Annotated in this window: 25 protein-coding genes; 9 read left to right on the forward strand and 16 right to left on the reverse strand. The window is 69.7% G+C overall.

The window, feature by feature from the left end; translation table 11 throughout:
- Positions 1 to 356: 356 nt before the first annotated feature.
- Both VSH64_RS15580 and VSH64_RS15585 read left to right on the forward strand, forming a co-directional pair.
- The gene (locus VSH64_RS15580; protein ID WP_326836307.1) at positions 357 to 1,484 is read left to right on the forward strand and encodes a TolB family protein; all 1,128 of its coding nucleotides are present in this window, start codon (positions 357 to 359) and stop codon (positions 1,482 to 1,484) included.
- 437 nt (positions 1,485 to 1,921) lie between these two features.
- The gene (locus VSH64_RS15585) at positions 1,922 to 2,650 is read left to right on the forward strand and encodes a hypothetical protein (RefSeq protein ID WP_326836308.1); all 729 of its coding nucleotides are present in this window, start codon (positions 1,922 to 1,924) and stop codon (positions 2,648 to 2,650) included.
- Between the two features lie 145 nt (positions 2,651 to 2,795).
- Here VSH64_RS15585 and VSH64_RS15590 read toward each other — a convergent pair whose 3' ends face one another.
- Both VSH64_RS15590 and VSH64_RS15595 read right to left on the reverse strand, forming a co-directional pair.
- Positions 2,796 to 3,521: an alpha/beta fold hydrolase gene (locus tag VSH64_RS15590; protein ID WP_326836309.1), complete on the reverse strand. Its 726-nt coding sequence runs from the start codon at positions 3,519 to 3,521 to the stop codon at positions 2,796 to 2,798.
- A 96-nt stretch (positions 3,522 to 3,617) separates the two neighbouring features.
- Complete coding sequence (locus VSH64_RS15595) at positions 3,618 to 4,586, reverse strand: helix-turn-helix transcriptional regulator (RefSeq protein ID WP_326836310.1); 969 nt, start codon at positions 4,584 to 4,586, stop codon at positions 3,618 to 3,620.
- Positions 4,587 to 4,931: 345 nt separating this feature from the next.
- Here VSH64_RS15595 and VSH64_RS15600 point away from each other — a divergent pair, with 345 nt between their 5' ends.
- Positions 4,932 to 6,047, forward strand: coding sequence for a lipocalin-like domain-containing protein (locus VSH64_RS15600; RefSeq protein ID WP_326836311.1), 1,116 nt, complete (start codon positions 4,932 to 4,934; stop codon positions 6,045 to 6,047).
- Between the two features lie 57 nt (positions 6,048 to 6,104).
- Here VSH64_RS15600 and VSH64_RS15605 read toward each other — a convergent pair whose 3' ends face one another.
- From VSH64_RS15605 to VSH64_RS15635, 7 genes are all read right to left on the reverse strand, one after another.
- Positions 6,105 to 7,334: an NAD(P)/FAD-dependent oxidoreductase gene (locus VSH64_RS15605; protein WP_326836312.1), complete on the reverse strand. Its 1,230-nt coding sequence runs from the start codon at positions 7,332 to 7,334 to the stop codon at positions 6,105 to 6,107.
- A 78-nt stretch (positions 7,335 to 7,412) separates the two neighbouring features.
- Positions 7,413 to 8,435, reverse strand: coding sequence for a ferritin family protein (locus VSH64_RS15610; RefSeq protein ID WP_326836313.1), 1,023 nt, complete (start codon positions 8,433 to 8,435; stop codon positions 7,413 to 7,415).
- Entirely contained in the window at positions 8,432 to 8,794 is a 363-nt protein-coding gene (locus tag VSH64_RS15615) for an MmoB/DmpM family protein (RefSeq protein ID WP_326836314.1), read from the reverse strand. The genes VSH64_RS15610 and VSH64_RS15615 overlap by 4 nt, the downstream gene beginning before the upstream one ends.
- Positions 8,791 to 9,153: a Rieske 2Fe-2S domain-containing protein gene (locus VSH64_RS15620; protein WP_326836315.1), complete on the reverse strand. Its 363-nt coding sequence runs from the start codon at positions 9,151 to 9,153 to the stop codon at positions 8,791 to 8,793. The genes VSH64_RS15615 and VSH64_RS15620 overlap by 4 nt, the downstream gene beginning before the upstream one ends.
- Positions 9,154 to 9,157: 4 nt before the next feature.
- Complete coding sequence (locus tag VSH64_RS15625) at positions 9,158 to 9,412, reverse strand: toluene-4-monooxygenase system B family protein (RefSeq protein WP_326836316.1); 255 nt, start codon at positions 9,410 to 9,412, stop codon at positions 9,158 to 9,160.
- 17 nt (positions 9,413 to 9,429) lie between these two features.
- Positions 9,430 to 10,896: a YHS domain-containing protein gene (locus VSH64_RS15630; protein WP_326836317.1), complete on the reverse strand. Its 1,467-nt coding sequence runs from the start codon at positions 10,894 to 10,896 to the stop codon at positions 9,430 to 9,432.
- 162 nt (positions 10,897 to 11,058) lie between these two features.
- On the reverse strand, positions 11,059 to 11,991 hold the full coding sequence (locus VSH64_RS15635) for a LysR family transcriptional regulator (RefSeq protein ID WP_326836318.1): 933 nt from the start codon (positions 11,989 to 11,991) through the stop codon (positions 11,059 to 11,061).
- A gap of 56 nt (positions 11,992 to 12,047) precedes the next feature.
- Here VSH64_RS15635 and VSH64_RS15640 point away from each other — a divergent pair, with 56 nt between their 5' ends.
- A complete protein-coding gene (locus VSH64_RS15640) occupies positions 12,048 to 13,055 on the forward strand; it encodes an AraC family transcriptional regulator (RefSeq protein ID WP_326836319.1) in 1,008 nt (335 codons plus the stop codon).
- A 128-nt stretch (positions 13,056 to 13,183) separates the two neighbouring features.
- On the opposite strand, the gene VSH64_RS15645 is transcribed toward VSH64_RS15640, so the two are convergent.
- Together VSH64_RS15645 and VSH64_RS15650 are read right to left on the reverse strand one after the other, a co-directional pair.
- Entirely contained in the window at positions 13,184 to 13,759 is a 576-nt protein-coding gene (locus VSH64_RS15645) for a hypothetical protein (RefSeq protein WP_326836320.1), read from the reverse strand.
- Positions 13,760 to 14,011: 252 nt separating this feature from the next.
- Positions 14,012 to 14,614 carry a helix-turn-helix domain-containing protein gene (locus tag VSH64_RS15650; RefSeq protein ID WP_326836321.1) on the reverse strand — a complete coding sequence of 201 codons (603 nt, stop codon included), beginning with the start codon at positions 14,612 to 14,614 and terminating at the stop codon, positions 14,012 to 14,014.
- A 46-nt stretch (positions 14,615 to 14,660) separates the two neighbouring features.
- Here VSH64_RS15650 and VSH64_RS15655 point away from each other — a divergent pair, with 46 nt between their 5' ends.
- Positions 14,661 to 15,623, forward strand: a complete 963-nt coding sequence (locus VSH64_RS15655) for a TIGR03619 family F420-dependent LLM class oxidoreductase (protein WP_326836322.1) — start codon at positions 14,661 to 14,663, stop codon at positions 15,621 to 15,623.
- A gap of 207 nt (positions 15,624 to 15,830) precedes the next feature.
- Here VSH64_RS15655 and VSH64_RS15660 read toward each other — a convergent pair whose 3' ends face one another.
- From VSH64_RS15660 to VSH64_RS15675, 4 genes are all read right to left on the reverse strand, one after another.
- The gene (locus VSH64_RS15660; RefSeq protein WP_326836323.1) at positions 15,831 to 16,112 is read right to left on the reverse strand and encodes a hypothetical protein; all 282 of its coding nucleotides are present in this window, start codon (positions 16,110 to 16,112) and stop codon (positions 15,831 to 15,833) included.
- 83 nt (positions 16,113 to 16,195) lie between these two features.
- Entirely contained in the window at positions 16,196 to 17,047 is an 852-nt protein-coding gene (locus VSH64_RS15665; RefSeq protein ID WP_326836324.1) for an NmrA/HSCARG family protein, read from the reverse strand.
- A 345-nt stretch (positions 17,048 to 17,392) separates the two neighbouring features.
- Positions 17,393 to 18,361, reverse strand: coding sequence for an LCP family protein (locus tag VSH64_RS15670; RefSeq protein WP_326836325.1), 969 nt, complete (start codon positions 18,359 to 18,361; stop codon positions 17,393 to 17,395).
- On the reverse strand, positions 18,358 to 18,867 hold the full coding sequence (locus VSH64_RS15675) for a SigE family RNA polymerase sigma factor (protein ID WP_326836326.1): 510 nt from the start codon (positions 18,865 to 18,867) through the stop codon (positions 18,358 to 18,360). Before VSH64_RS15675 ends, VSH64_RS15670 begins: the two co-directional genes overlap by 4 nt.
- Positions 18,868 to 19,231: 364 nt before the next feature.
- On the opposite strand from VSH64_RS15675, the gene VSH64_RS15680 reads away from it, so the two are divergent.
- The 4 genes from VSH64_RS15680 to VSH64_RS15695 all read left to right on the forward strand — a co-directional run bounded on the left by VSH64_RS15680 (position 19,232) and on the right by VSH64_RS15695 (position 24,086).
- Entirely contained in the window at positions 19,232 to 19,930 is a 699-nt protein-coding gene (locus VSH64_RS15680; RefSeq protein WP_326836327.1) for a GntR family transcriptional regulator, read from the forward strand.
- 641 nt (positions 19,931 to 20,571) lie between these two features.
- Entirely contained in the window at positions 20,572 to 22,014 is a 1,443-nt protein-coding gene (locus tag VSH64_RS15685; RefSeq protein WP_326836328.1) for an MFS transporter, read from the forward strand.
- Positions 22,015 to 22,125: 111 nt separating this feature from the next.
- Positions 22,126 to 22,851, forward strand: coding sequence for a FadR/GntR family transcriptional regulator (locus VSH64_RS15690; protein WP_326836329.1), 726 nt, complete (start codon positions 22,126 to 22,128; stop codon positions 22,849 to 22,851).
- A complete protein-coding gene (locus tag VSH64_RS15695) occupies positions 22,848 to 24,086 on the forward strand; it encodes an MFS transporter (protein ID WP_326836330.1) in 1,239 nt (412 codons plus the stop codon). Before VSH64_RS15690 ends, VSH64_RS15695 begins: the two co-directional genes overlap by 4 nt.
- A gap of 54 nt (positions 24,087 to 24,140) precedes the next feature.
- On the opposite strand, the gene VSH64_RS15700 is transcribed toward VSH64_RS15695, so the two are convergent.
- Complete coding sequence (locus VSH64_RS15700) at positions 24,141 to 25,307, reverse strand: sugar ABC transporter substrate-binding protein (RefSeq protein WP_326836331.1); 1,167 nt, start codon at positions 25,305 to 25,307, stop codon at positions 24,141 to 24,143.
- Positions 25,308 to 25,313: the final 6 nt, after the last annotated feature.

Below are 25,313 nucleotides of genomic sequence, written 5' to 3' on the forward strand. Positions count from 1 at the left end.
CGACCGCACCCTCACAGGACCCGGCGGACCCGTGCATCACCTCATCCAGGTGAGGCTGCTCGACGTTCGCGGGGAACCCGAGATCGATGCCGTACGCGCTGCGCCGTCCAGTGCTCGTGCGACTCGGCGGGCGGCCGGGGGAAGTTCGAGGAAGGTCGTGCCCGCGGTCCTCCGGGATTGCGGGCACGTTCCGTGAGGGGAACCCCGAAAAACTGCGCCGCTCCACCCCAAAGGGTGAGGATTGTTCCGTTGTGAGGCGGTGTGCCTGTTTCTATAGTGGATCGAGGCGCGCCTCTCGAATACGGCTCAGATCACATGGGGCCCGGATCGAATACGGCTCAGGAGGGTTCAGTCGCGTGAACAAATATTTGGTGTTCCTCGCTTCGGTGAGCATGCTGGTTATTCCCCACGTCGGTTCCGGGGTCGCCTCCGCGGCTGATTCCGGAAAGGGCGCGCGGTTCCCGGCGGAGTGGAAGAAACTGCCGGCACTGGACCCCGATTACGAGGTGGTTCAGCTCACCACCGACGATGCGCTCGACAACAAGATGTACCTCGACGTGGACCCTTATGTCCCTTCGCTCGATTCCGTGGTCTTCATGTCGGAGCGGGACAAGGGGCACGAGAACCTCTATCTCATGTCCCTCGACAACGGCAAGTTCGTGCAGCTCACGGATTCCGACCACATCGACGGTGACCACGCCAATGTCTCGCCCGAGACAGAACAGGCGTTCTTCGTCGACGATCACACCTTCACCAGCGTCAGCCTGCAGGCCCCGTACCGGGAGAAGCAGATCTATACCGTGCCGGACAAGTACGACGTCAAGGGGATCGTCGCTCTGAGTGCCGACGGCAAGACGATCGCGTCGTCCCTGTACGACGAGGATGAGGACCGCTCCTCGCTCGTCCTGATCGACGTGAAGACGGGTGAGCTCACCACCGTTAAGAAGCTGGACGGCGAAGTCGACCACGTGGTGATCAACCCGGTAAACGGGGACACGCTGCTGTATCACATGCCCGACGTGGAGCAGATCGGCCTCGTCGACATCGAGTCGGGGAAGAACACGATGCTGACCGGCCCGGAGGACCACGGTGTGCACCCGTTCTGGGAATCGAACGGACGGGACGCCGCTTTCGCGCAGCGGAAAACGGACGACACGCCGGAGCAGGTGGTCACCTACAACATTCGCAAAAAAGAGTTCCTCAGTTACGATATCCTGGACTACAGCAACCACTTCGCCATGAACGATTCGCGGACGATCATCGAAGGCGACGGGCAGAAGGATGATGCGCCCTACATCTACTATTACTACATCAAGCCGAACAAGAACAAAGTCGACGCCGTGAAGATGTTCAAGCACAACAGCACCTCCAAGACGGAATCGGTGCACCCGCACGCGGCGTTCATCAACGACACGGACGTGATCTTCAACAGCGACGCGGGCCACGAGGGCAAGGGCGACGTCTACCTGCTGAGGGAGAAATAAGCGACCTGGCCTCATTCTCTGCGGCGGCGCTGCCTTCCCTCCGTGGAGGCAGCGCCGTCGCGGGGTCAGGGTTCGCGAACCGGGAGGACTCCGGCCTTGGTGCGGCGGACCGGTGGTGCGGGTCGGGCAGTTGCCCTGCGAAGGGCTGGTGGACAACCGCCGGCTCCGCTGCCGACCGGTCCGCGACGTCCTGGTCCGCTACCTCGACGAACGCCGAACCGCGCTGGCTTACAGCTCGCTGACCAGCCTGGCCGACGTGCTGGCCAGGCTCCTCTGCTACCGATGCCCCGCTCCGGCACTCGTCCTGGAATCCGGCTGTCACTGTGTCCGAAGCCGCCCCACGGCCAAGCCAGGACGCGGTGTCGGTCCGCTCGCTACCCTTCGCCTCAGCGTCATTGCGCCCGCAGTGTTTGCCCAGCAGCAGTCAAGGACGATCCATGGACTTCACCGATCCCGCCGACGTGGTGCCCGCCTGGATGTCGGCTGCGGCGTTCTTACAACGCAACGCGCCGCGTGCCTGGGCGGCGGAGATGGTGGACGACCGCGGTATCCCCTATCGGCATCCGCCTTTTTACGTGCCGGACTCCGCGTACCACCTGCCTGTCCACGCCAAGGCCGAGTACTTGGCCGCTGCGGAATACCGGCGGCTGGCCGCGGCCGAGCTGTATCACCTCGACGCCGAGGCGACGGCCACCGCACTGGCCACCCCGGTGACGTCATCCCCTGACATCACCACTTTGCCCCCGGCACCGAGCGGACTGCTGACGTGGGCCACGCCGGTGACCACCGACCGGGGCGCACCCCTCGTCGCATTGAGCTGGGGGCCGGAGGAGGACGGCGGGCTCATGATGGTGTGGTGGTCCGACAGCGAAGCAGTGGCTCATCGCAGTGGCGAGGACCTCGATGCCGTGATCAACAGCAATGGCTCCCTCACGTACGACCGCTGGGCCAGGTACGTCCCGGGCTCGCGACCTGATCACGCGGACCTTCGCAGGGAACCGTATGAGCTCGACTCGCATGTCATCCCGGCTGCGATGGCGACGTGGACGGCGATGCGGGCCGGTCGGTTGCGCGCGGTGGAGACCTTGGCACCCAGCTCGGGCGATCGTGAGCAGGCCGGCCGGATGGGCCTGAACGCGCGTCCAGTGCGCTGCTACCGACCATGACGGAGGTTGTCGTCCGGTAAACCGCCGGTCGAGTCCCACTCCCGACCACCACCACCTGAACTCGGCGCGACCTGCGGTGCTGCGAATTTCCGCTGGTCGAACCGTCGTCCCCAGTCGCCTGACCACCGTGGGCCGTACGCCGGCATCAGTCGCGGGCGGACTCGAGGAGCTTTTCGGCCAGGCCGCGCGGGTTGGTGAAGAGGACCTCGTGGCTGCCGGGCATCTGCACGAGCCGGTGGAGGCCGAGCCGGCCGGACATCCGCGGGTGCCAGCCCCACTCCCCCGGCGGCAGGGCGGTGTCCTCGGTGCCGTTGAGGTATGACCTGGGGATCTCGAGCGCGGCGAAGCGGGACAGTTCGAGTTCGTCCGTCAACGGCCGCAGCGGTTCCGAGGACAGGGTTGCGTACGTGCGTCGCGCGAGGTCGAGGTCGGCGTCCTGGATGAAGGCGTCCCGCCAGATCGGGAAGGGCAGCATCACGGTGCCGTCAGCCGACTCCGCCGCGAGGGTGGAGAACATTTCGCGGTAGTGCGGAGGCAGGTCTTCGTACTGGCTCTTGCCCGGCCGCGGGACGAACGCGTTCCAGAAGACCAGCCGGCGAAGCCGATCGGGAATCTCCTCGGCGACGCGGGCCACCACGGTCCCGCCGAAACTGTGCCCCACCAGGACCACCTCGGTCAGGTCGTGCTGTACGACGTAGTCCACAATGGAGGACACGCAGTCGTCGTGACTGACGTCCTTGGGTACGTCCTTGCCGTGGCCCGCGACCGTGGGGGCGTGCGCGGTGTGCCCGAGCTCCTCGAGGCGTCGGACGACGGAACCCCAGTGGCCGCCGTCGTGCCAGGAGCCGTGGACGAGAACGAAGACTGACATGGTGCCTGCTTTCCTTGATGGTGCGGCAAAGCTAGGCCCGTGCGCAGAGCTGGTCTACCCGGCTGACGCGGCCACCGGCCGGAAAACGCGGTGGCGTCAGCGAGCCGCGCGCAGCACCTCACTCGGGGACCGCCCGAACTCGCGTCGGTATTCGGCCGAGAACCGGCCGAGATTGCCGAAGCCCCAGCGATACGCCACGGACGCGACAGTGACGCCTTCCTCAGCCACCCGCAGCTCGGCGTGCGCCCTGGCGAGCCGGACGGACTTCAGGTACCTCATCGGGGTGGTGCCCACGTGTTTGCGGAAAGCTTCCTGGAGGGCGCGGGGGCTCAAGCGCGCGGCAGCCGCGATATCGGTGATCCGGATGTCTTCGGCCGCCGCACCTTCGAGGTACGCGATGGCCCGCCGGACGGCGGCCGGGCTGACCGCTCCACCGGAACCCGGTTCGTCCGTCCGCGCCACGACGTCGTAGGCCTCGAGGAGGCCCGCCACCACCAGCCGGAGCACCTGCCCGCGGATCAGCGGCGCGGACGTGAGGAGCCCGCTGGGCACCGCGTCGCGCACGAGGAACCGGGTCACCTGGTCGACGGCCGTGAGCCCCGTCGGCGAGGGGCGCCGGCCCAACGGGAAGCGAAGCCGGGCCGGCGCGGGCCTGCCACTGATCTCCGCCGCGGCGGTCTCGAACTCCTTGCGCGCCAACCGCAAGGTGAGCAGGGTGCAGTCGTCCTGCCAGCGCAGGTGGTACGCGGTGTGCGAGTCCAGCGCGACCGGCTCTCCGGGCGACAGCAGCCGTTCCGCGCCTTCGGCCCGGACCGTGAACCGCCCGCGAACCGGGCGGGAAACGAGGACGAAGTCCTCGAACGGCACCGCGTCCAACAAGGTCGTGCCGGTTCCGTAGGACAGGTAGTGGACACCGAGCTCGGCGGTGCCGCCCGTGCCGTGCCGCGCGCGGAACCCCGACCGATCGTCGACGGTGAGAATGTGCGGGCTGTAGGTATCGGCAAGGCGAAATCGCGCCTCGTCCGGATCGCGGGTGTCAATCCGGATTCCGACCCCGGTGGACATCTCCATCCCCGGTCAGAATCCCGCGAAGAATTTCAGAAGAGCTCCCCGGACGTCGGCACCATTCATTCTTGACCACACCTCTGATCCGCCGCCGAGCACAGTTCCCGACCGACCGAGAACGCAGCGCGGCGACACCACTGTATTGACAGATGACGGCATCGAACAAGTCCCCCACCCGACCGTCGGTGGGCACCGCGGGGCGGGTGCTTCAGCGCGCCGGTTGATGACGCACCTCACAAACTCACCCTCGCGCTGGACCACACAGGCCGTCACATCCCGGGTGGCCTGTCCGGTCTTCGTTGACGACGGCGCTACACCGAGCGCCCGGAGCGGGAAGACGGGACGATGACCCACACTGCGAGCATCGCGAACCACGACGAGGACTACCGGCGCATCGGCATCGGCCGGGAGGAGATCGCCCGGTGGGAAGACGGTGCGCGCACCGACGGTCGTCGCGGGACCTACGAGTGGTGGTACTTCGACGCCCACCTCGACAACGGCGCCAAGCTCGTGGTGATCTTCATGAGCAAAGACCTCGCCACGCCCCAGCGGCCGCTCAGCCCCGTGATCCGCCTGAACCTCGAGTTGCCCGACGGCCGGAGCCACGACTTCATCCGCGACTACCCCGCCGACTCCTACTCGGCCGCCACGGACCACGCCGATGTGCGGATCTCGGGCAACCGCTTCACCGGAGATCTGTCGCACTACGAGATCGACGCGGAGATCGACGACGTCAAGGTCCACGTGACCCTCGACGCCCAGATCCGACCCTGGCGCCCGAACACCGGCTACCTCGTCTTCGGTGAGAAGCGCGAGCTCGAGCTCGCCTGGCTGCCCGCGGTCCCGCAGGGCACCGTGAAGGGCTCGTACGAGGTCGCCGGCGCGCGGACCGAGGTGACCGGCGTGGGCTACCACGACCACAACTGGGGCAACGTCGGCATGATGTCGATCGTCAACGACTGGTACTGGGCGCGCGGCCAGGCCGGCCCGTACTCGGTGATCGCCTGCTACGTCACCGCGCACAAGAAGTACGGATTCGAGCCCGTCCCGATTTTCATGCTCGCCAAGGACGGCGAGATCATCGCCGACGACGCCTCGTCCGTCCGATTCAGCGCCACGGACGTATACCTCGACCCGACAACGGGAAAGCCGGTCGCGAACGTCACCCAGTACGACTTCGAAAATGGCGATGAACGCTACGTCGTGAGGTTCACGCGGAATCGGGATCTGGCGGCGAACACCTTTGTCGAGCAGATGAAACCGGGCGTGCGCAAGCTGGCCGCGCGCCTGATCCATTTCGACGGGGCCTACCTGCGGTTCGTCGGCGAGCTCACCATCGAGCGGTGGTCGGGGACCACGCTCGTCGAGTCCTTCACCGACGAGGCGATCTGGGAACTCATGTACTTCGGACACGCCCGCACCACCGTCGACTCAGCCGCGGTCCACCCGGCGTCCCGGTGACGCGAGGTCCTCACTCGGTGGTGTGCTGAGAGCGGCCGTCGAGACTCGCGAGGAGGATCAACGGGACAGAAACGCGCGGGCCGCATCGGCGGCGTCGGCGAGGGTCGCCCGGGCCTTGATCAGCCGGCGGATCCGCAGGAAGACTCTCGGCGAGTTGACCGACAGAACCCCGGTGAGCGTGCCGCCGTCTCCGGTGAGGACGAGGAACGCGGGTTTCGGGCCGTCGACCTCGACGAGCGGCACGCGCTGCGCACCCGGTCGGCCGGCGAACTGGATCGACGTGTCGTACTGGTTGGACCAGAAGTACGGGACGGAGGCGAACGGCACCCGCTCGGCCGGCGCCGCGAGCAGGTTCCGGGCCGCGGCCGCGCCCTGCTCGGCCGCGTTGGACCAGTGCTCGACGCGCATGCGTGCGCCGAACAGCGGGTTGTGCCAGCACGCCAGGTCGCCCGCGGCGTAGATGCCGGGTGGTCCGGCGGCGAGGTGGGCGTCGCAGACGACGCCGTTGCTCGTGTCGAGGGGGCTGCCGGCGAGCCAGCCCGTGGCGGGGACGGCACCGATCCCGACGAGGACCGCGTCCGCGTCGAGCACGGTTCCGTCGTCCAGCTCGACGCCTTCGACGCGGTGCGCGCCCAGAACGCGGCTGATGCCCCGGCCCAGCGCGAACTTGACCCCGTGGGCGCGGTGAAGATCGGCGAGCGCGCCGCCGATCCGCTGGCCGAGGGCGGCCTGCATCGGTGCCGGCGCCGGCTCGACGACGGTGACGTGCGCGCCCAGGGTGCGGGCGGCCGCGGCCACCTCCAGGCCGATGAATCCCGCGCCCACCACCACGAGGTGGCCGCCGGCGAGCAGGGTCCGGCGCAGCGCGAGGCTGTCTTCGGCCGTCCGCAACGTGTGCAGTCCCTCGCGCGCCGCTTCACCGCGCAGCGCTCGCGGCGTGCACCCGGTCGCGAGGACCAGTCCGTCGTAGGGCACCTGGAGCCCCTCGTCGGTCGTCACGATCCGGCGCGTGACGTCGAGACCGCTGGCGTGCACCCCGAGCAGCACGTCGGCGCGCAGGGCCGCCAGCTCCTCGGCGCCGCGCAACGCGGATCGGTCCGGCGCCCACTCACCGGTGAGGATCTGCTTGGACAGGGGCGGGCGGTCGTACGGTGCTCGCCGCTCGGCGCTCACGAGCGTCAACGTGCCGTCGTAGCCGGCGGTGCGCAGTTCCTCGGCGGCGTGCAGGCCGGCCAGCGACCCGCCCACGATGACCACGTCGCGCAGCGGCGGAGGGCGGTGGGTCATGGTCTCTCCGGTCTTCGACGGGACACCGGCGGCGACGGGCGCCCGCGAAGGACGCGCGCCGCCGCCGGCGGGTGCGGGTCAGGACTGCAGGTGCTCGACACCGATCGGGCGCACCGCGGCTGCGATCGATTCACGCACCGCGCGGCGGGTTTCGACCGCGTCGAGCGCACTGACCGAAGTGGACAGTGGCGCCGAGGCGTCGACGACCGCGTCGACCACCGCCGCGGTCGCGTCGTTCACCCAGCCGGCGATGAGCCCCGAGTTGTCCGGCACGGCCTCGATCGCGGTCCGGGCGAGTGCGACGGACCACCGCGCGCTGCGCTCCGAGTCCAGCTGGAGGTGGCGGTGCATCATGGCCGTGAGCCCGTCGCCGTGTGCTTCGGCCGCTTCGGCGAGCCGGACGTTGAACACGGCGTCGATCGCGGGCTTCACGACGAAGTTCAGCGACACGAACGCCTTGCCCCAGTCCCGTTCCACCAGCAGCAGCTCGAGAACCTTGCGCAACGGTTGCCACGACGGGTCCCGCTCCCAGACGGCCCGGTCATCGCCGAAGCCGAACTCGGGGTGGTGCACCTGCAGCTGCCGCGTCTGGTAAGCGACCCGCTGGATGCGGCGCAGTTCGTCCCCGCCCTGGAACGCGACGGCGTTGCTGATGTAGCTCGACGGCGCCATCGACATCACGTAGGTGGCCGCCATGAGCAACGCGTGACCGGCGTAGCGGAACGGGGTGTAGCCCGACCGCAGGGCGCCCAGCCACTCCCCCGGCAGTGCCGCGTAGGCGCCGCGGCCCTCGTGGTCGTCGATCAGGCCGTCGACGTAGCTCTCCGCCTCGTCCTGCATCCGGACGTAGGTGCGGTAGACGAGCATGTCCGGATCGCGGAAACGGTTCCAGTCCGGGCAGGTGAACGGCGATTCGTTGCGGTTCTCGATGTACCACCGGTTCCACACGTGGTCCGGCGCCATCTCCCACGGCGGCTGGCCCGGCTTGTAGTGCCAGTGCAAGTCGTGCGAGACGAACTCGTACTCGGTCGGCACCTTGCGGTCGGTGTAGCGGCTCCACGTCCGGCGGCGCCGGGTTCCCGGCGTCACGTCACTCGTCATCGCGCGTCTTCTCCTTCGACCGGCGTGGGGCGCGCGGCGGACTGCCCGCTGCGCCAGATCATCTCGTCGGTGGTCGTGGTGATGTGGCCGGCGAAAAACGCCATGTGCGGCTCGATGTCGCCGATCCGCAGCGGCCGTCCCGCGAGCTCGCTCAGCGTCTTCCGGGTCAGCCGGCACACGCCGGGTGTGTGGATGCGGATGAACGATCCCTGGTCGCGGATCAGGACGTCGGCTCCCGGGTTGTCCTCGGCGATGGCGTCGGCGACCAGGTCCGCCATCTCACCGGCCTGCATGAGCGGCCCCACCAGCGCCGCGCCCTCGGGAGGCGCGGCTTCGTGGGTCGGGTCGAGCTGGGTCATCGGTGACACACCTTTCCTGCGTCGCCGGCCGGCACCCCGACGAAGATCGAGCCGTCGCGGATCACCACCGGGTACTCCTTGAGTCTCGTGTTCGCGGGGTTGATGCCCGAGCCGTCGGTGGCGTCGAACTCCCACAGGTGGGCGGGACACGTGATCACCCCGCCGTCGAAATCGGCGTCTTCGAGGGTGTTCTCCTGGTGCGGGCACATTCCTTGGTACGCACGAACGCGTCCGTCCACATTGACCAGGAGCACGGGTGTGCCCTCGGGCAGGCGCCGGTAGGACATCTCGCCTTCCCAGAGGTCCTCTTCGGCGCACAGTGAATGCCAGCTCTCGTCCGGCGTCTCGTGGTCGGTCATCGGATCACGAGTCGGCGTAGGAGACGAGAACCTCGTCCATCGGCTGCACGCCTTCCTCGGCGGCGGACCTGGTGGGATCCAGGAACCGGCCGTCGTGCTCGACGCGCAGGGCACGGTCGAGCTCCGGCACGCGCCGGCCGACCGAGTGGGCGGCGCACGCGAGCGCCACCTGCTCGATGGTGTCGGTGTCCTCGATCAGGACCAGGTTGTACAGGAAGTCGCCACGAAAGTGCGCGACCACCGGCATGGGTGAACCCATGGGGATCTCCTCCTCGGTCAGGCCGTGCGGGCCCAGGCGTAGTCCAGCGCGTCCTTGCCGGCCACGCCGGGGGTGATGCCCATGTAGGCGAGCGCTCCTTCGAGGTTGGGCGGCTGGATGTGCCCGGCCACGAAGCGGTCGATCAGCGAAAGGTGACCGTGGTACTTCTCCGGTTCCTGGTCGAAGATCCACTGGCACGGCTCGGAGCAGAAGCGGTACCGGCGCCCACCCCGCTGCGTGGTCCGGACCGGGGCGGCGTGCGCGCTCCACACGGTGATCGGGAGGTGGCACATGTTGCAGGTGACCGGCAGGGTCGACGGCAGGGTCAGGTCTTCGCGGCCCGCCCTCGCGTTCTCGGTGATCACGTCCCACTTCGGGCCCCAGGTCTGCTCCCACTTGGGGTACTTCACCGCGAGCCACTCGCGTTCCTCGGGAGACACCCCGGCCGCCGGGTCCCACCACAGCGTGGGCCGGTAGGTCCACGAGCCCAGGTGCATCGAGTGGTGGAAGTTGTCGACCTCGTCGAGCAGCTGGTCCCAGTACCAGGGCAGCTTGAGCCCGGAGTCCAGCATGTACTTGCTGAACTGGTCGAGCACCATTTCCTCCATGAACTCCTTGAAGGAGTGCACGCGGTGCTCCAGCGGCATGTAGTAGTCCATGGGCATCCCGGTCAGCAGCGTGAAGACCTTCCAGGTCCGCCACACCGATTTGTCCACTACGTACTGGGCGTGGTCGGGATCGTGCTTGCGCAGGACTTCGATCACCGCCGCGCCCTGCTGCGAGTGCCGTGCCTCGTCGGTCTGGATCGACTGCAGCAGCGAGGAGAACTCGATGTCGCCCGCTTTGAGCGCGTCCGAGGCCATGCCCAGGAACTGGAGGTTGGTGAACGCGGTCTCGAACACGAACGTCTCCGCGATCGCCGCGTCGACCGCGCTGCCGGCCAGGAACAGGTCGCTGAACATCGAGCGCGCGGCGATCGTGCCCCACTCGTTGGTGTGGTACATCTTCTGCGCCCAGTCGAACTGCTCGTCCAGCTTCACGTAGGAGTGCGGGAAGAACAACTGGAGCTGGCCGTGGCGGATCTCGTCGAGCATGCCGATCGTGGCCACCGAGCGCCACGAGGCCGACGGCGCGAAGCGCGCGAGCTTGGCCTCCGAGAGCCCCGCGAAGTACTCCGCGACTGAGGCGACGCCGTAGTGCTCCTTGATGATCGCGCGCCAGCGAGGGTCGGCGCCCTCGACGTAACGAGCGCGCCCCACCGCGGTCTTGACCCCGTAGAGCCCTTCGTCCTTCTGGCGCTGGATGTCGACGTACTCCCGGAAGGAGACCTTGTACGGCTCGTCCCACTCCTCCCAGGCCTCGCTCGGCAGCGCGGACGCGTCGGTGGCGAACTCGGGGAACAGCTCGTCCCGCGACACGTACCCGGGCGTCCAGTCGAGCCGGCGACCGAGATCGAACCAGTCCTCGCGCTTGAGGTGTGGCATGCGTTCTCCTTTGAATCGCTCGTGGTGCCGTGATCCAGGATGTGCCCGGCGGATCGCGCGACCAAGGCCGAACTCAGTCGCAATGCGTCGAAATCGGTCGCAATGAAGCCGCTGACCCGCGACCACGCGTATCATCGGCCGCTCTGTCCTTTGAGGACTTCCCTACTGCGCTCCGCTCAGCGGCGCGAGCTCACAGCCCTCGTTCCGGACGGACTGCCGGTCGGGCCGCCGGATCGCGGCCACGAGCCGGAGCACGTCGGAGCGCCGTTCGTCTTCGCGCCACACCATGCCGATCTCGATGCCGACCTCGGGGACCACCGGACGGTGCACCAGCCCGGGACCGAGCAGGTCGACGGGCACGGGCAGCAGGCTGATCCCGAGCCCCGCGGCGACGAGGTTGAGGATCGCCGCCGTCTCGCTCGCTTCGTACGCGAACCGGGGCCGGAACCCGGCCCGGGCACACGCTTTCTCAGTGGCCTCGCGGACGACCGAGCGCGTCGGTGCCGGGAACGAGATGAGGTCGTGGCGCGCCAGTTCGGCGAGTTCGATCTCGGCTCGGTCGGCGAGGGGATGACCGGCCGGCACCACGGCCCGCAGCGCACCGGCGGCCAGGGAGTGCGACCGGAGTCCGGCGGGAACCGGCTCGCCCGCGCGCACGAGGAACCCGATGTCGACGGTCCCGCTCGCGATCGCGTCCAGCTGCGCCGGCGTGAGGAGGTCCGTGTGCAGGTCCACGTCAGGATTCCCGACGCGGCGAGCGGTCAGCATGATCCGGGCGAGCAGGGTCTGGGCGGCGCTGCGGGTGAAGGCGACCGTGACGCGGGCCGGAGCCGGTGTGGCCACCTCGGTGACGGTGCGGGTGACCACGTCGACCTCCCGCAGGATCGCGCGGCCCCGGTCGAGCAGAACCCGCCCCGCGGGGGTCAGTTCGACGTGGCGGGTCGTGCGGCGGAAGAGCACCGCTTTCAACTCCCGTTCGAGACTGCGGATCTGCCGGCTCAACGGCGAAGCCGCCATGTGCAACCGGTCCGCGGCGCGGCCGAAGTGCAGCTCCTCGGCCACGACCACGAACGCCTTCAGCTGTCGCAACTCCACGCCGGCCGCCTCCTCCGCGCCTTGCCCGGTGATTCCCGGCGAGCTACCATCCGACCATGTGCGCCAGTGACCGCGGGGCGGATGGCGGCACGTCCGGCACGCCGAAGGCGTTCCACACCAACGATCTGATGTTCGCGCGCGAAGAGCTGAGCCGCGTCTACTACCCGCTCCGGCTCGATCGCACGCACCGGTCCCGCGACTTCGAGTTCACGATGCGCACGTTGACCGTCGGCCCGCTCACGATCGGGCGAATGTCCTACGGCGCCGAGATCGTGAAGGACTGCGGCGACCTGCAGAGCGCCTACCACGTGAACGTCCCGCTGACCGGCGCCGTGGCATCGACGTGCGGCGACCAGCGGGTGGTGGCCACGCCGCGCACGGCCGCCGTGTTCAACCCCGTCGGCCACACCGTGCTCGACCGGTGGGAGGCCGGCAGCGAGCAGCTGTGCCTCAAGATCGACCGGACGTTCCTCGAGGACGAGGTCGTCCGCCGGGTCGAGCGCCCGCTGCGCGCACCGGTCCGGTTCCGGATGGCGATGGACCTCACGCAGCCGTCCACCCGGGCGTGGCTGCACGCGGTCGAAGTCCTGGCCACCGAGCTGGACGCGCCCGGCGCCTTCACGAGCGACGGGCTGCTCGCCGCGGAGCTGCGCCGGCTCATCGTGGGCGGGCTGCTCTGGGGACAGCCGCACAGCTACCAAGACGCGCTGTCCGAGCTGGGTGCCAGCCCGCAGCCGCGCACCGTCAAGCGGGCGGTCGACCTCATGCACGCCAGCCCCGAGGTGCCGTGGACGGTCGCCGAGCTCGCCGAACTGGTGGGCATCAGCGTCCGCTCGCTCGAGGAGGGGTTCCGGCGCCACGTCGGCATGCCGCCCATGACGTACCTGCGAGACTGCCGCCTCGAACAGGTCCGCGCGGACCTGCGGGCCGGATCGCGCCCGGCCGTCTCCGTCACCGAGGTCGCCTTCCGCTGGGGGTTCGGCCACCTCGGCCGCTTCGCCCAGGCGTACCGCGCCAAGTTCGGGGAGAACCCCTCGGACACGCTCCGGTTCGAGGAACTCTAGTTCCGCCGGCATTCCAGACCTCCCGTCAAGCGCCGTTGCTGACGTTCGACGGGGAAGTTAGCGGTCTGCGGCCGACCGGGCGATCCACTCCTCGCGGTGTTCATCCGGAAATCGCGGACGATGGTGGACTAGCGCTCCACGACGGCGGGCCGGGCGGCGGCAAGCTGGGTGGCGGCGAGCTGGGTGGCGACGAGCTGGGTGGCGGCGTCCCAGCCGTCCGGCCGGCGGTCACGGTCGTGCCACGGGTGCCCCCGGGCCGCCCACGCCAGGAACCACGCCTCGAAGGTGACCGGCTCCGAGCCCTCGCGCGGGACGTCGTCGAGCCCGAAACCGTAGGCGCAGCAGGGGCAGCGGGTCCGGGACGGGTCACCGAAGTGGACGGAGTAGGGCGGTGTGAACACCGGCTGTTCGGTGTCGCGGGCAAGTCCTTCGAACGCGAGGTAGGGCGGGGCGTCAAGGTCGTCGAAGGCGCACACCGGGCAGGTCCGAGCCGACTTCTCCGCGCGCCGCAACTCCCGCAGCCGGGACGCGGCCGGGCCCAAGCGGCGCAGGACCGTCGGCGCGTCCGAAGGGTGGGCCTCCCACACGTCGGCGAGCAGATCGAGCTCGTCCGCGGACAGCGCGTGGACGGCCGCGAGAGGCGGAAGTGACGCCGGGGGCTCGGTGACGGCCAGGGAGGGGAGGGTGCTTCGAGAGGTGGGCATGAGCCCATCATCGGCGTGTCCTGGCCGCACCGGCAACAGTCACCGGGACGTGGTCATGACCGGATCGGTCCGGATCCCGTTCGGGGGAACAAATCCTGCCCACGCGGGTCCCCGGTCCCCCATGACTCCGCAGTGTCCACAGTGGCTGCAGTGGCTGCTTGACGCATCCGTCTGATGTGGACAGTGCACTCACCCGCCGGCACGCTCGACACGGCCCTGAGCCTCCACGCCCTGTAGACCGGCGCCGACCGGTCACGGACTGTCGACGCGGGTCATGATGATCGCGTAGCGGCATTCGGTGTCGCCGGTGTTCGCGAAGACGTGCGGGACGGGTTCGACGAGTTCGATCGAGTCGCCCGGGCCGAGGTCGTGCACCGCGTCGCCTTCGTGGAAGGTGAGGCGGCCGTCGAGGACCCAGATGACCTCCCGCATGTAGGCGAGGTACGCGGCCGGGTACGGCACGCGAGCACCCGGGGGCAGGCGGATCTCGGCGATGTCCGCGGGGAAGCGCGGCCCGGTGATCTGGCGCCGGCGGTAGCCGGTGGCGGGATCACGCCATTCCGTGGCATCGGCCCTGCGGCGCACCCCCGTGACCTGCTCCCCGCTTTTCGGTGCAGCATCGGCGGAGTCTTCGGCGGGGGTCAGCAGGTCGGAGATCCTGACCTGGAAGGCCACGGCCAGCTTGCTGAGCACGATCGCGGTGGGGCAGCTCTCGGCCCGCTCGATCCGGTTGATCATCGCGCGGGACACCCCGGAGGCGTCCGCGACCTGCGCCAGGGTCCACCGCCGCTGCTCCCGCTCGGCGCGGACGCGAGTTGCGATCTGCGCCACCAACGGATCTACTATGTTGGACACGTCTTCTAATATACAAGAAGTACTGGATTCACGCGCTGGAGGACCCATGGAACTCGGTCTCGCACTGCCCGTCGCCGGGCCGCAGACCTCGCCGGAGACGATCGTGAAGGTCGCCCGGGAAGCCGAACGGCTCGGTTACGCCGCACTGTGGTCGTTCGAGCGCCTGCTTCGCCCGCTCGAAAAGGTCGAGCTGTACGGGTCGCAGGAAATCGGCCTGGTGCCGGAGTTCTACCGCTCGACGTACGAGCCGCTGGAGACCCTGAGCTACGTCGCCGCCGCGACCGAGCGGATCAAGCTGGGCACCGCGGTGGTGGTGGCGCCGATGCACGTACCCGTGGTGCTCGCGCGCCGGTTCGCGACGCTGGACCAGTTCAGCGGCGGGCGCGCGATCGCCGGCCTGGGCCAGGGCTGGCAGCAGCACGAGTTCGACACGGCGAACGTGCCGAGCAGCCGCAAGGGCGCCCGCACGGAGGAGTTCATCACGGCGATGCGCGCGGCGTGGGGCCCGGACCCGGTCGGCCACGACGGCGAGTTCTACCGGATCGCGCCGTCGGAGGTGAACCCCAAGCCGGTCCAGGCCCACCTGCCGGTGCTGATGGCCGCGTTCGCGCCGGCCGCGGTCAAGCGCGCCGGCCGGATCGCGGACGGCTTGATCCCGGTCGCCTCCTCGGCCCAGGACCTGCGCGACACCGTGTCCGCGTTCCACAAAGCCGCCCTCGAGGCCGGCCGTGACCCCCAGGACCTCGCGGTGGTCAACCAGGTGCCCTGGCCGGTCCCGATCACCCGGGAGCCGATCGGCGAAGGCCGGCCGTTCCTCGGCGGATCGCCCCGCCAGATCGCCGAAGACCTCGTAGCCGCCCGCGAAAGCGGTGCGACGCAGGTGTACTTCTGCACCGCCCAGGGCCTCGGGCTGGACGAAGGACTCGGGGCTGCCGAGGTGGACCGGTGGCTCGAGTCGCTCGGTGAGGTCATCGAGGCGGCCGACCGGCTCGGCGTCCTCGCGCCGTGAGGATCGGCGCCGCTGCTGTGGCCGGGTGATGACGACGTTCGAGCGGCGTCCGTCGTATCCGGCCCGGCTGCGGTATTCCTCGGCCGCAGCCAAGGAGATCGTCCTGGGACAACGGATCGCCGTGCCGCATCGCGTTCACCCTGCTCGGTCATCGGCACGGGCGGCCCGTGCAACTGCAGCGGATCGTCGCCGGGGGTGCCTACGCACCTAGTTCGTGAGGCGCGCCTTGAGCTCGGTCAGGAAGTTCTTGTCGTGGTTGCTCAGGTGGTCCAGGTCGATCTCTTCCGGCATCTCGTCCCCCGCTTCGCGTTCGAGCAGGTACTTGACCGTCTCCCTCGCCACCCGGTGCGTGTCGAGGTCGGGGATCAGCAGGTCGTCGAGCACCGCGTGCGACATGGTGACCCGGTGCTGGGTGGTGTCCAGCCCGTCCTGCACGACCGCCCGGTACTCCATCGGGCCCGTGCGGGTGACCTCGACGCGTTCGCTCATCGGGCGAGTTTAACGCCGAGTAGAGCGGGAAACGGCGGCGTTGAAATGCTTCCGGGAGCCCTCGATCGCCTGGGGCGCGGCAGTCACGATCCGGCGGCGAAGACCTGCCGAGCCCAGGCGCCGAAGGAAGTCCACGCGATCTCCGGATGCGCGGCGTGCAGCGCGGGGATGTCCACCTGGTAACCCGGCCCGTTGAGGAACTCCCACATCGCGTGCATGTCCGGGTTGCCGATGGACTCGACGGGATACCGGGTGTGGCGCACCTCGAGGCCGACGGCGTCGCTCAGTGAGCGTGACATCTCCGCCGGGGTCGGGGCGTCGCCGGCGAGCTCGATCCGGCGGCCCGCGTACTTCCCGGCGTGCAGCAGCACCTCGGCGGCGAACGCGCCGTGGTCGGCGCGCGCGAGCTGCTGCAGCGGCCGGTCGCTCGGCAGCGGGAGGTCGAGTGATCCCGCGAGGATCCGGTCCTGACCGCCGAGGGCGTTGTCGAAGAAGTACGTGGGCCCCAGGATCGTGTACGGGACCCCGCTCGCGCGGACCTCGGACTCCACGATCGCCTTGCTGTCGAAGTGCGGAACGCCGGTCGGCCGAGCGGCACCGGCGACCGAGCTGAACACGAGGTGCGGCACGTCCGCCGCGCGCACGGCCGCGAGAATCGCCCGCCCCTGGGCCACCTCGGCGTCGGTCCCCGACTCGAACGGCGTGGTCAACGCGAACACACCGGCCACACCGCGCATGGCACGGGTGAGGGAATCGGCGTCGTCCAGGAAGCCGGGAACCACATTGACTCCGCGCCGGCTCAGGGCCTGCGCACCCGCGCCGGCCGGATCACGCACCAGCGCGCGCACCTCGGCACCGCGGTCCAGGAGCGCCGCGGTGACGGCGCGCCCCTGACCGCCGGTCGCGGCCAGCACCAGAACCGGACGCTCAGCCATCGCACACCCCTGTGTCAGTCGCCGAACAGCTCACGGCCGCGGCGCTCGCTTTCGGGCTGCCTGCCCGGGCAACACCTTACCGTCGGCGACCGCGGGGGTACGGCGGCTCGCGGTGAGCCGGCCCGGCGCGCCGCCGACGTCGGTCACCGCAGCCGGCGGCTACGGATCTCGTCGAACCCGCGCCCCGCCGACTCCGCGATCGCGTCCGCGGTCAGCCACGCCAGTCGTCCTCAGTGGACGGTGGCGGCAGAATCGCCGCGGCACTCCCCCGCCCCGGATCCGCAGAGCTCGTCCCCTTCAGCGTGCGCTCGGCTTGTCGGCGCAGCCATACCAGCTCAGCCTTCCCTAGTTCACGCACGACCCGCCATCGGCCGGCGGAGCACCGCTGCCCGTGAACTCGCGGACGAACGACCGCACCTGCTGGGGATCCACCTGGATCGCCGCGCCCTCCGGGCCCTGGAGGTCGGTGTTCCGCACCGGAACCGTCGCGAGCCGGACATTGTGGACCGCGCCGAGCCGGCTGGCGAGGTCGAGCAGGTTCCAGCCGGGGTCGACGCGCACGGCGTCGCGCACGGTGGTGAGGAACTCGTGGTCGGCGAGCTTCCCGGAGGTGATCACCTTGGTCGCGAGCGAGCGCAGGAATGCCTGGAGGCGGGTGATGCGGTCGAGGTCGCCGTGGGGCAGTCCGTGGCGTTGCCGCAGGAAGGCCAGCGCCGAGGGGCCCGAAAGGGTCTGCTCGCCGGCGCCGAAGGACGCCCCGGAGATCGGATCGTGGGTCGCCGCGCGCAGGCATACGGGGACGCCGCCGACGGCGGCGCTCAGCCGGTCGAACCCGGCCATGTCGACGAGGACGTAGTGGTCGACCTTCGTGCCGGTCAGCTCCTGCACCGCTCCGACCAGCGCCGTGGCGCCGCCGCGACTGTAAGCCGAGTTGAGCTTGTGCATGCCGAGGCCCGGCACGTCCACCCAGGAATCGCGCGGCAGCGAGACCGCCGACGCCGAGCCGCCGGACCCCAGGTGTCCCAGCACGAGCGAGTCGGTGGTGCCGTTGTCGTCCAGGCCGGCCACCAGGATGTTCTGCGTCGTCGCGCCGGGCGACGCGACCGGTGGCGGTGCGGCGCGGTCCAGCGCCCTCGGCACCACCACGGCGACGGCCGCGGCGATCACCACGGCGGCCGCGGTGAGCACGACCAGGCCGCGCCGCCGGGGACGGGCGCGCCGCCGTTCGAGCTCGGCCAGCACGTGCCGCGGGTCCACGGCGAGGTCGGCTTCGGCCTCGAAGGCCTCGCGGATGAGACGCTCGGTGGAGCTCACGACAGGGCCTCCTTGAAGGTCGCGTTCGGTTCGGTGGCGCGCAACGTGCCGAGCGCGCGGGAGATGTGGCTGCGGACCGTGCCGGCCGAACAGCCGAGCACCTCGGCGATCTCGGCGTCCGTGCAGTCCGCGTAGTACCGCAGCAGGATCGCGGCCCGCTGCTTGCGGGGCAGGGTCGCGATGCGGACCCGCATCGCGTCCCGTTCGGCGAACGCGTCGGCGTGGTCCCCCGTCGGCGGGCCGATCGCGTCCAGCTTGCTGTGGGTCGCGGCGATGGTGCGGGCCGCGCGGCGCCGGCGCCACGAGAGGTACTCGTTGGTCACCATCCGCCGCAGGTAGCTCTCCGGCGCGTGCATCGCCGCGATCCGCGCCCACCGCCCCTGCGCCCGCACCAGTACCTCCTGCACGATGTCCTGCGCGAGGTACGGATCGCAGGTCAGCGCCGTGGCATAACGAAGCAACCGGTCCAGCCGATCGGCGACGAACTGCTCAAAGCGGTCGGGCACGCCGGCCCCTCTCTCCTCGGGTGGCCCTTGCTGACCGGACAACGCACCGGGACGGCCGGATTGTTGAGTCGATTCTCGAGATCATCAGTTTCATCCACGGCGGGGCCTCGTCGACAGCCGCCCGGATCCGGCGGTGAGTGTGTTCTGTATTCACTTGCCGGGGGAGCTTCGAGGGCCGGGGTGATCCACGGACTGCTGGTCCAGCGGGTCGCGGCCGGGAGGAACAGTCCGGTTTCGCCCGCGCGGCAGCGTGGTAGTGCACACTGAATTCAGTAGACTGCCCATCGTCAACTACGATGAGTAGCGAGGCATCCCCGTTCAGTGTGAACGCCGCCCACCCGATGGCCCGACCGGAGAGATGACGATGAAGGAACTCGACCTTCCCGACGTGCCGCAGCTGGGGCATCGCCGCACCACCTCCGACGACATCGCCGACGCCCTGCGCGACTCGATCCTGCAGGGGCGGTTCGAGGACGGCCAGGAGCTGAACCAGGTCGCCATCGCCCGCCACTACGGCATTTCCCGAGTTCCGCTGCGGGAAGCGCTGCGCCAGCTCCAGGCCGAAGGCCTCGTGAGCGCGCGGGCGCACCAGCGGACGGTCGTCGTCGGCCTCACGCCCGAGCGGGTGCTGGAGGTGATCGACATCCGGATCATGCTCGAGAGCTACCTCCTCGAACGCGCGCTGCCGCACGTCACGCCCGAGCTGATCGCCGAGTTGCAGACGATCTGCGACGAGATGGACCACATCACCGACCACGCCGAATGGCTGCGGCGCAACCGGGAGTTCCACGAGAAGCTGTACGCGCCGTCCAACGCGTCCTTCACCCTGGAGATGTCCGGCCAGCTGTCCAGCCGCATCGAGCGGTACCTCTACATGTGGAGCGACCACGGCGTGCAGCGCTCCGCCGAGGCCGGCGCCGAACACCGCCGCATCCTCGAAGCAGTGGCCCGCCGCGACGCACGACGCGCGAAGCTCGAGCTGGAAGTCCACCTCATGCACACGCGCGAGAACATCATCAAGCTGTTCGAAGCTTCACGCACCGACGGCTCCGCCACCGCCTGACGAACGCCGGCGCCACACAGGCACCGGCACCGGCAGTCAGCCACACCGCAGTCATCTGCGCCGTCGTCACCTGCGCTGCTGCCACCTGCACCACCACCGCCGTCACCCGCGCTGCCGTCACCCGCGCCGGTGCCGCAGTGACCCACGCCGCCGTGACCCGCTCTGCCGCCACGTCGCCTGCGCTGCCGGCCCGCCAAAAAGTCGCGCGACCACGCCGAGCCGGCCGCCTGACCACGAGCACGCCGAGCGCAACAAGCTGAACTCGGTCCTCCCCCGAACTCGCAGCACCAGTGCGCAAACCCCGTGACCACCCCGGAAACCCCGGCACGCCCGCGACACCCTTCCCCGAACAGCCCACCGAACCGCGCACCGGCTCATTCCCACGAGCTACCCGCCTCAGCGGTGAAGATCCGGCCAACACCGAGCTGTGACGTACCGGCACTACCGTCCGCCACCTCCGTCTCGTAATGTATTCATTTAAGCGGGACGACCGTCACGGTTGACGTGACCACCAGATCACCACGGCCGTCTTCCTGCGAAAACCTCGGACGTCGACTCGACAACACTTGACCGTCCACCCAAAGTGGCTACAGTATTCACGTCCTAGTGACGGCTGGTCCCCGCAGCCCCAAGGAGGGCACATGGCAACGAAGCCCACGTCTCCACCGATCGCGCCGACGGCAGCCCGCAAGCTCAACGGGAACGTCGCGGTCGGCGTCCTGTCCTATCTGGGCTTCACCGTCCTGCTGCTCCAGGTCGGTATCGTTCCGCAGCTGCCCGCCATCGGCCGGCAGCTGCATCTCTCCCCCGGCGACGTGTCCTGGATCCTGACCGCCGAGCTGCTGGCCGGCGCGGTCGCGCTGGCCGTGTTCAGCCGGCTCGCCGATCTGTACGGCAAACGCCGGATCATGGCCGTGTGCCTCGGATTGGCGCTCGTCGGGGCATTGCTCGGCGCGCTCACGAAGGATGTGGCGCTGCTGTTCGTCGCGCGGGCGCTCATGGGCGCCCAGGCCCCGATGCTGGCTCTGCCGGAGGCCCTCGCGAGCGACACGATGGACCCCGCGAAGGCCCGCACGACCATCACGACCATCCACGCCGGCAACAGCGTCGGGGTCGCCGGCGGCCTGCTGCTGGGCGCCCTCGTCGGCGCCGAAGGCCGCGACTACCACCTCTACCTGTGGGTGGCGGTGGTGACGCTCGGCCTGGGCCTGCTCGCCCTGCTCCTTCTGGTCAGGGAGTCCCCGCACCGCGCCACCGGCCGGATCGACGTGACGGGCGCGTTGCTGCTCGCGGCCGGGCTGGTCGGCGTCCTCCTCGGCACGAGCAAAGGCCCGACCTGGGGCTGGGGTTCCCCGCAGGTCCTCGTGCTGATCGTCGGCGGCCTGGTGTTGCTGGCGCTGTGGGTGCAGGTCCAGCGTCGGGTCGCCCACCCGCTCGTCGACCTGAACCTGGTGCGGAACACCGCGACGCGGACCCCGGTGATCGTCGTGTTCCTCATCGCGTTCGGCATCTACGGCGCGATCTCGGCGGTGGCCCGGTTCTCGCAGACCAACCCGACGGCCGCCGGTTACGGCTTCGGGTACACGCCCGTCGACGGCTGGCTGTTCTCGATTCCCGTGGCCATCGGCGGCTTGGCCGCGGCGGCGCTGCTCCAGCCGCTGGGCAAACGCATCGGATTCGCCGGGGCCGCGGCCGTCAGCGTCGCGTGCTGCACCGTGGCCTATTTCGTCCTGGCCCTCGCGCACAGCTCCTTCTCCCCGATGATGGTGAGCCTCGGGGTGTACGCGCTCGGCAACACGATGGGGCTCGCGGCGTCGCAGGTCATCGTCGCCAGGTCCGTTCCGCCGTCGCAGTCCGGCGTCGCACTCGGGCTCACGGCCATCGTCTACGCCGTCGGGAACTCGCTCGGCACCACCATGGTCGGCGTGTTCTTCTCGGCGAACACCCTGCCCGGCGGCTCGATTCCGGCACCGAGCGCCTACACCCTGTCCTTTGTGGTGTGTGGCGTCTGCACGCTCGTCGCCGCGGTGTTCGCCTGGCGCGCGCACCGGCTGCGGATCGGGTCGGCCGACCTGCCCGCCTGACCCTCGGCGAAAGTTCCTGCCCCCGGTGGTCGTCACCCCACGTCGGCAAGCGTGCGGTGACGACCACCACCCTGATATCCAAATGTCTGATATTTGGATTATCGTCGAGGCGTGAACGAGTTGAAGGCACCGCGTCGTCAGGCCAGCCTGGCCGCGCAGCTGGTCGCCATGCTGAAAGACCACATCGCTTCCGGCGGCTGGGCCGTCGGCACCCGCATTCCGTCGGAGCACGAGCTGCTCGACCAGTTCGGCGTCGGACGCTCGACCTTGCGCGAGGCGCTCGGCGCCCTCGTCCACCTCGGCCTGCTCGAAGCGCGGGTCGGCGACGGCACCTACGTGCGCGCGACGAGCGAGCTCGGCGCGGTCCTCGAGCGTCGCGCGGCGGCCGCTCGCCGGAGTGAGGTCCTCGGCCTGCGCGCCGTCCTCGAAAAGCACGCCTCGTCGCTGGCCGCGGTGAACCGCTCCGACGACGACCTGGCCCGGTTGCACGAGCTCCTGCACCAAGCCGACGACGCGTATGCCTCACGCAGCATGGAGCTCGTCGCCGAGACCGACCGGCAGTTCCACCACGCGATCGTGAAAGCCAGTGGCAGCGAACTGCTCACCGAGGTCTACGACTACCTCGGCAACGCGCTGAAAGCGGCGTTGGGCGGGCTCCCCTGGGACGACGACATCGCCGACGGGCACGCCGCGTTGCACCGGGAGCTGCTTGCCTCGCTCGAAGCGAAGGACGAAGCCGGTGCGGCGCGCGCGGCGGCCGACATCGTGCGGCTGACCCGTGAATCCGATCAGGACGAGCTGCCCGGCTTCCCGATCGCCACGGACGGTGCCCGGTGACCGACGACCCCGCCGGCACCCGGCAAGCGACTCCCGAGCGACCGAGTACCCCCACCCCGGCGGTCTCCGTCGCGCTCGTCGTCGCCATCGTGCTCGTCGCCACGAACCTGCGAGCGACGCTCACCGGCGTCGGCCCGCTGCTGCCGCAGATCGAACACGACACCGGCCTGTCCCCGACCTGGGGTGGCCTGCTGACCACACTGCCCCTGCTCACCTTCGCCCTGACGTCACCACTGGTCGGCCGGGTGTCGCACCGCATCGGCACCGCCCGGCTCGTCGTTTTCGCACTCCTGCTGCTCGTCGCGGGCACCGTGATTCGTTCGCTGCCCGGATCAGGCTTCCTCTTCGTGGGCACCGTCGCGCTGTCGGCGGCGATCGCGTGCGGGAACGTGCTGCTGCCGTCGGTCATCCGCAGAACCGTTCCCGCGAACCGGATCGGCGCCATCAGCGGCCTGTACGTCGCGGTGATGGGCGTCGTCGCCGCCGTCTCGTCCGGCGTCTCCGTGCCGCTGGCGAACACGCTCCCGGGCAGTTGGCACACCGCGTTGGCGTGGGGCCTGGTGTTCGCGGTCGTCGCCCTCGCCGTGTGGATTCCGCGCATCCGGCACGACCAGCCGGCCCCGGCGGGATCCACGCACGCCCGGATTCCGTGGCGGTCGGGATTGGCGTGGCAGGTGAGCGTGTTCATGGGCCTGCAGTCACTCGGTTTCTACACCGTGCTGGCCTGGCTGCCCAGCATCCTCGCCCGCCAGGGCACCACGGCCGAAGCGGCCGGCTGGATCCTCTTCTACTACCAGGTGATCGCGTTGATCGCCTCGAGCGCGGCACCCCTGCTGACGCGAGGGAGGAGCGACCAGCGCTGGGTCGCGGTGTCGGCGGCGTTGCTCGTGGTGGCCGGATTCGGCGTGCTGCTGGCCGCTCCCTCGCTCGCCCTGCTGTCGGTCACCTTGCTCGGCCTCGGCGGCGGGACCTGTCTCGTCCTCGCGCTCGGCTTCCAGAGCCAGCGCGCGGCCGACCACACCCAGGCGGCCGCGCTGGCCGGCATGGCCCAGTCGATCGGCTACCTGATCGCCGCGGTCGGCCCGCTGGCACTGGGCGCCATCCACGACGCGACCGGCGAGTGGACATTGCCGTTGGTGGTACTGGGCTCACTCAGCCTGCTCCTGGCGATCATGGGATACGGCGCCGGCCGTGACCGGTTCCTGCCCACTGCCGGAGCCCACCCCAAGTCGTGAGCCGTGAACCCCGCGCGGAAGTCCTGCTCGGCGCGAGCAGGACTTCCGCGGCCCTCAGCCGAGGCCCCACAGCTTCCGGAAACCGGCCTGGTAGGCGATGCCGTACAACGCTTCGCCCGACGTTCCGGCCTTCTTCACGGTTTCCCCGGTGAGGTAGCGAGTGGGCACGGTCGGGTTCCCCGGCGCGAGCTCGAGCATGCCGCGCATCGCCTGGTTGATCGCCAGCCAGCCGACGTAGTCGTCGCTCATCCCGGCGAGGCCGCCGAGCGAGGCGTTGGCGGCCAGCAGCGCGGCCCCGTCCGGGGGCGCGGAGGTCGAGAAGAAGGTGACCTTGCCGGCCTTCCCCGCCTGCTGTGCCGCCGGGACCATGAACATCGCCATGGTGACGTAGATCGGCAGGACGATGTTCGCGTCCTTGTTCGTGCTCAGCGCCGAGGTCGTGAGGGAAGCCAGGTTGCCGTTGAACCAGTCCTGCAGCTGCACGTGCCGGCGATCGAGCACCTCGCACGTCGAGCACGCCGCGAGGCCGTCCTCGAATCCCTGCGACACCGCGGGTGCGGGGTCGATCCCGTCGGTGGTCACGAGGATCGCCTTGGCCGCTCCCCCGCTCCGGACGATCGCCGCGTCGGCGGCGAGCCGGCCCTGCAGGCGGTAGTCCGGCGCCGAGTTCGCGAACAAGGCCGCGCCCGCGCCCTGCCCGGGAGCCTTCGCGTCGGGCTGGCTGTTGTTCGCCATCACCACGGGAATTCCGGCACTGCGCGCCGACGCGAGCTGTGCGGAGACGAGAGCCGCGGAGACACCCACGAGCACGATCGCGTCGACGTGCGCCGCCACGGCCTGGGCGACACCCGCCGTCATCTCGCTCGGGGTGTCCTTGGCGTCGTAGACCGTGGTCTCGAGGCCGGCGACCTTCGCCGCGGCCTGGGCACCCTTGATCGTGCTCAGCAGCGACGGAGTGGTCTGGTCCACGGCGACGATCGCGACGCGCTTGCCGCGCAGCCCGGCCACCGCGAACGGATCGTTCGGTGCCACGAAGGGCGGCTCGGCCGTGTACTTGGCGAGCTCGGCCTGGGCGGTTCGGACCACTGACTCCGCGCCCGTGACCGGCGCGGCGCTCGCACTTCCCTGCTCGGACGTCGCCGCCACTTGCGACGCGCTGCAGGCGGTGAGACTCAGGGCGCCGACCGCGATCAGCGCCGACAAGGTGTGGGTGGGTTTCACGGGATT

The sequence above is a fragment of the Amycolatopsis rhabdoformis genome (genome assembly GCF_035918295.1).
Taxonomy (GTDB): domain Bacteria; phylum Actinomycetota; class Actinomycetes; order Mycobacteriales; family Pseudonocardiaceae; genus Amycolatopsis; species Amycolatopsis rhabdoformis.

Bases quoted from the DNA above. Each gene is read 5' to 3' on its own strand.
- VSH64_RS15585 (WP_326836308.1), top strand. From the start codon at position 1,922: ATGGACTTCACCGATCCCGCCGACGTGGTGCCCGCCTGGATGTCGGCT.
- VSH64_RS15590 (WP_326836309.1), bottom strand. From the start codon at position 3,521: ATGTCAGTCTTCGTTCTCGTCCACGGCTCCTGGCACGACGGCGGCCAC.
- VSH64_RS15595 (WP_326836310.1), bottom strand. From the start codon at position 4,586: ATGTCCACCGGGGTCGGAATCCGGATTGACACCCGCGATCCGGACGAG.
- VSH64_RS15600 (WP_326836311.1), top strand. From the start codon at position 4,932: ATGACCCACACTGCGAGCATCGCGAACCACGACGAGGACTACCGGCGC.
- VSH64_RS15605 (WP_326836312.1), bottom strand. From the start codon at position 7,334: ATGACCCACCGCCCTCCGCCGCTGCGCGACGTGGTCATCGTGGGCGGG.
- VSH64_RS15610 (WP_326836313.1), bottom strand. From the start codon at position 8,435: ATGACGAGTGACGTGACGCCGGGAACCCGGCGCCGCCGGACGTGGAGC.
- VSH64_RS15615 (WP_326836314.1), bottom strand. From the start codon at position 8,794: ATGACCCAGCTCGACCCGACCCACGAAGCCGCGCCTCCCGAGGGCGCG.
- VSH64_RS15620 (WP_326836315.1), bottom strand. From the start codon at position 9,153: ATGACCGACCACGAGACGCCGGACGAGAGCTGGCATTCACTGTGCGCC.
- VSH64_RS15625 (WP_326836316.1), bottom strand. From the start codon at position 9,412: ATGGGTTCACCCATGCCGGTGGTCGCGCACTTTCGTGGCGACTTCCTG.
- VSH64_RS15630 (WP_326836317.1), bottom strand. From the start codon at position 10,896: ATGCCACACCTCAAGCGCGAGGACTGGTTCGATCTCGGTCGCCGGCTC.
- VSH64_RS15640 (WP_326836319.1), top strand. From the start codon at position 12,048: ATGTGCGCCAGTGACCGCGGGGCGGATGGCGGCACGTCCGGCACGCCG.
- VSH64_RS15645 (WP_326836320.1), bottom strand. From the start codon at position 13,759: ATGCCCACCTCTCGAAGCACCCTCCCCTCCCTGGCCGTCACCGAGCCC.
- VSH64_RS15655 (WP_326836322.1), top strand. From the start codon at position 14,661: ATGGAACTCGGTCTCGCACTGCCCGTCGCCGGGCCGCAGACCTCGCCG.
- VSH64_RS15660 (WP_326836323.1), bottom strand. From the start codon at position 16,112: ATGAGCGAACGCGTCGAGGTCACCCGCACGGGCCCGATGGAGTACCGG.
- VSH64_RS15665 (WP_326836324.1), bottom strand. From the start codon at position 17,047: ATGGCTGAGCGTCCGGTTCTGGTGCTGGCCGCGACCGGCGGTCAGGGG.
- VSH64_RS15680 (WP_326836327.1), top strand. From the start codon at position 19,232: ATGAAGGAACTCGACCTTCCCGACGTGCCGCAGCTGGGGCATCGCCGC.
- VSH64_RS15685 (WP_326836328.1), top strand. From the start codon at position 20,572: ATGGCAACGAAGCCCACGTCTCCACCGATCGCGCCGACGGCAGCCCGC.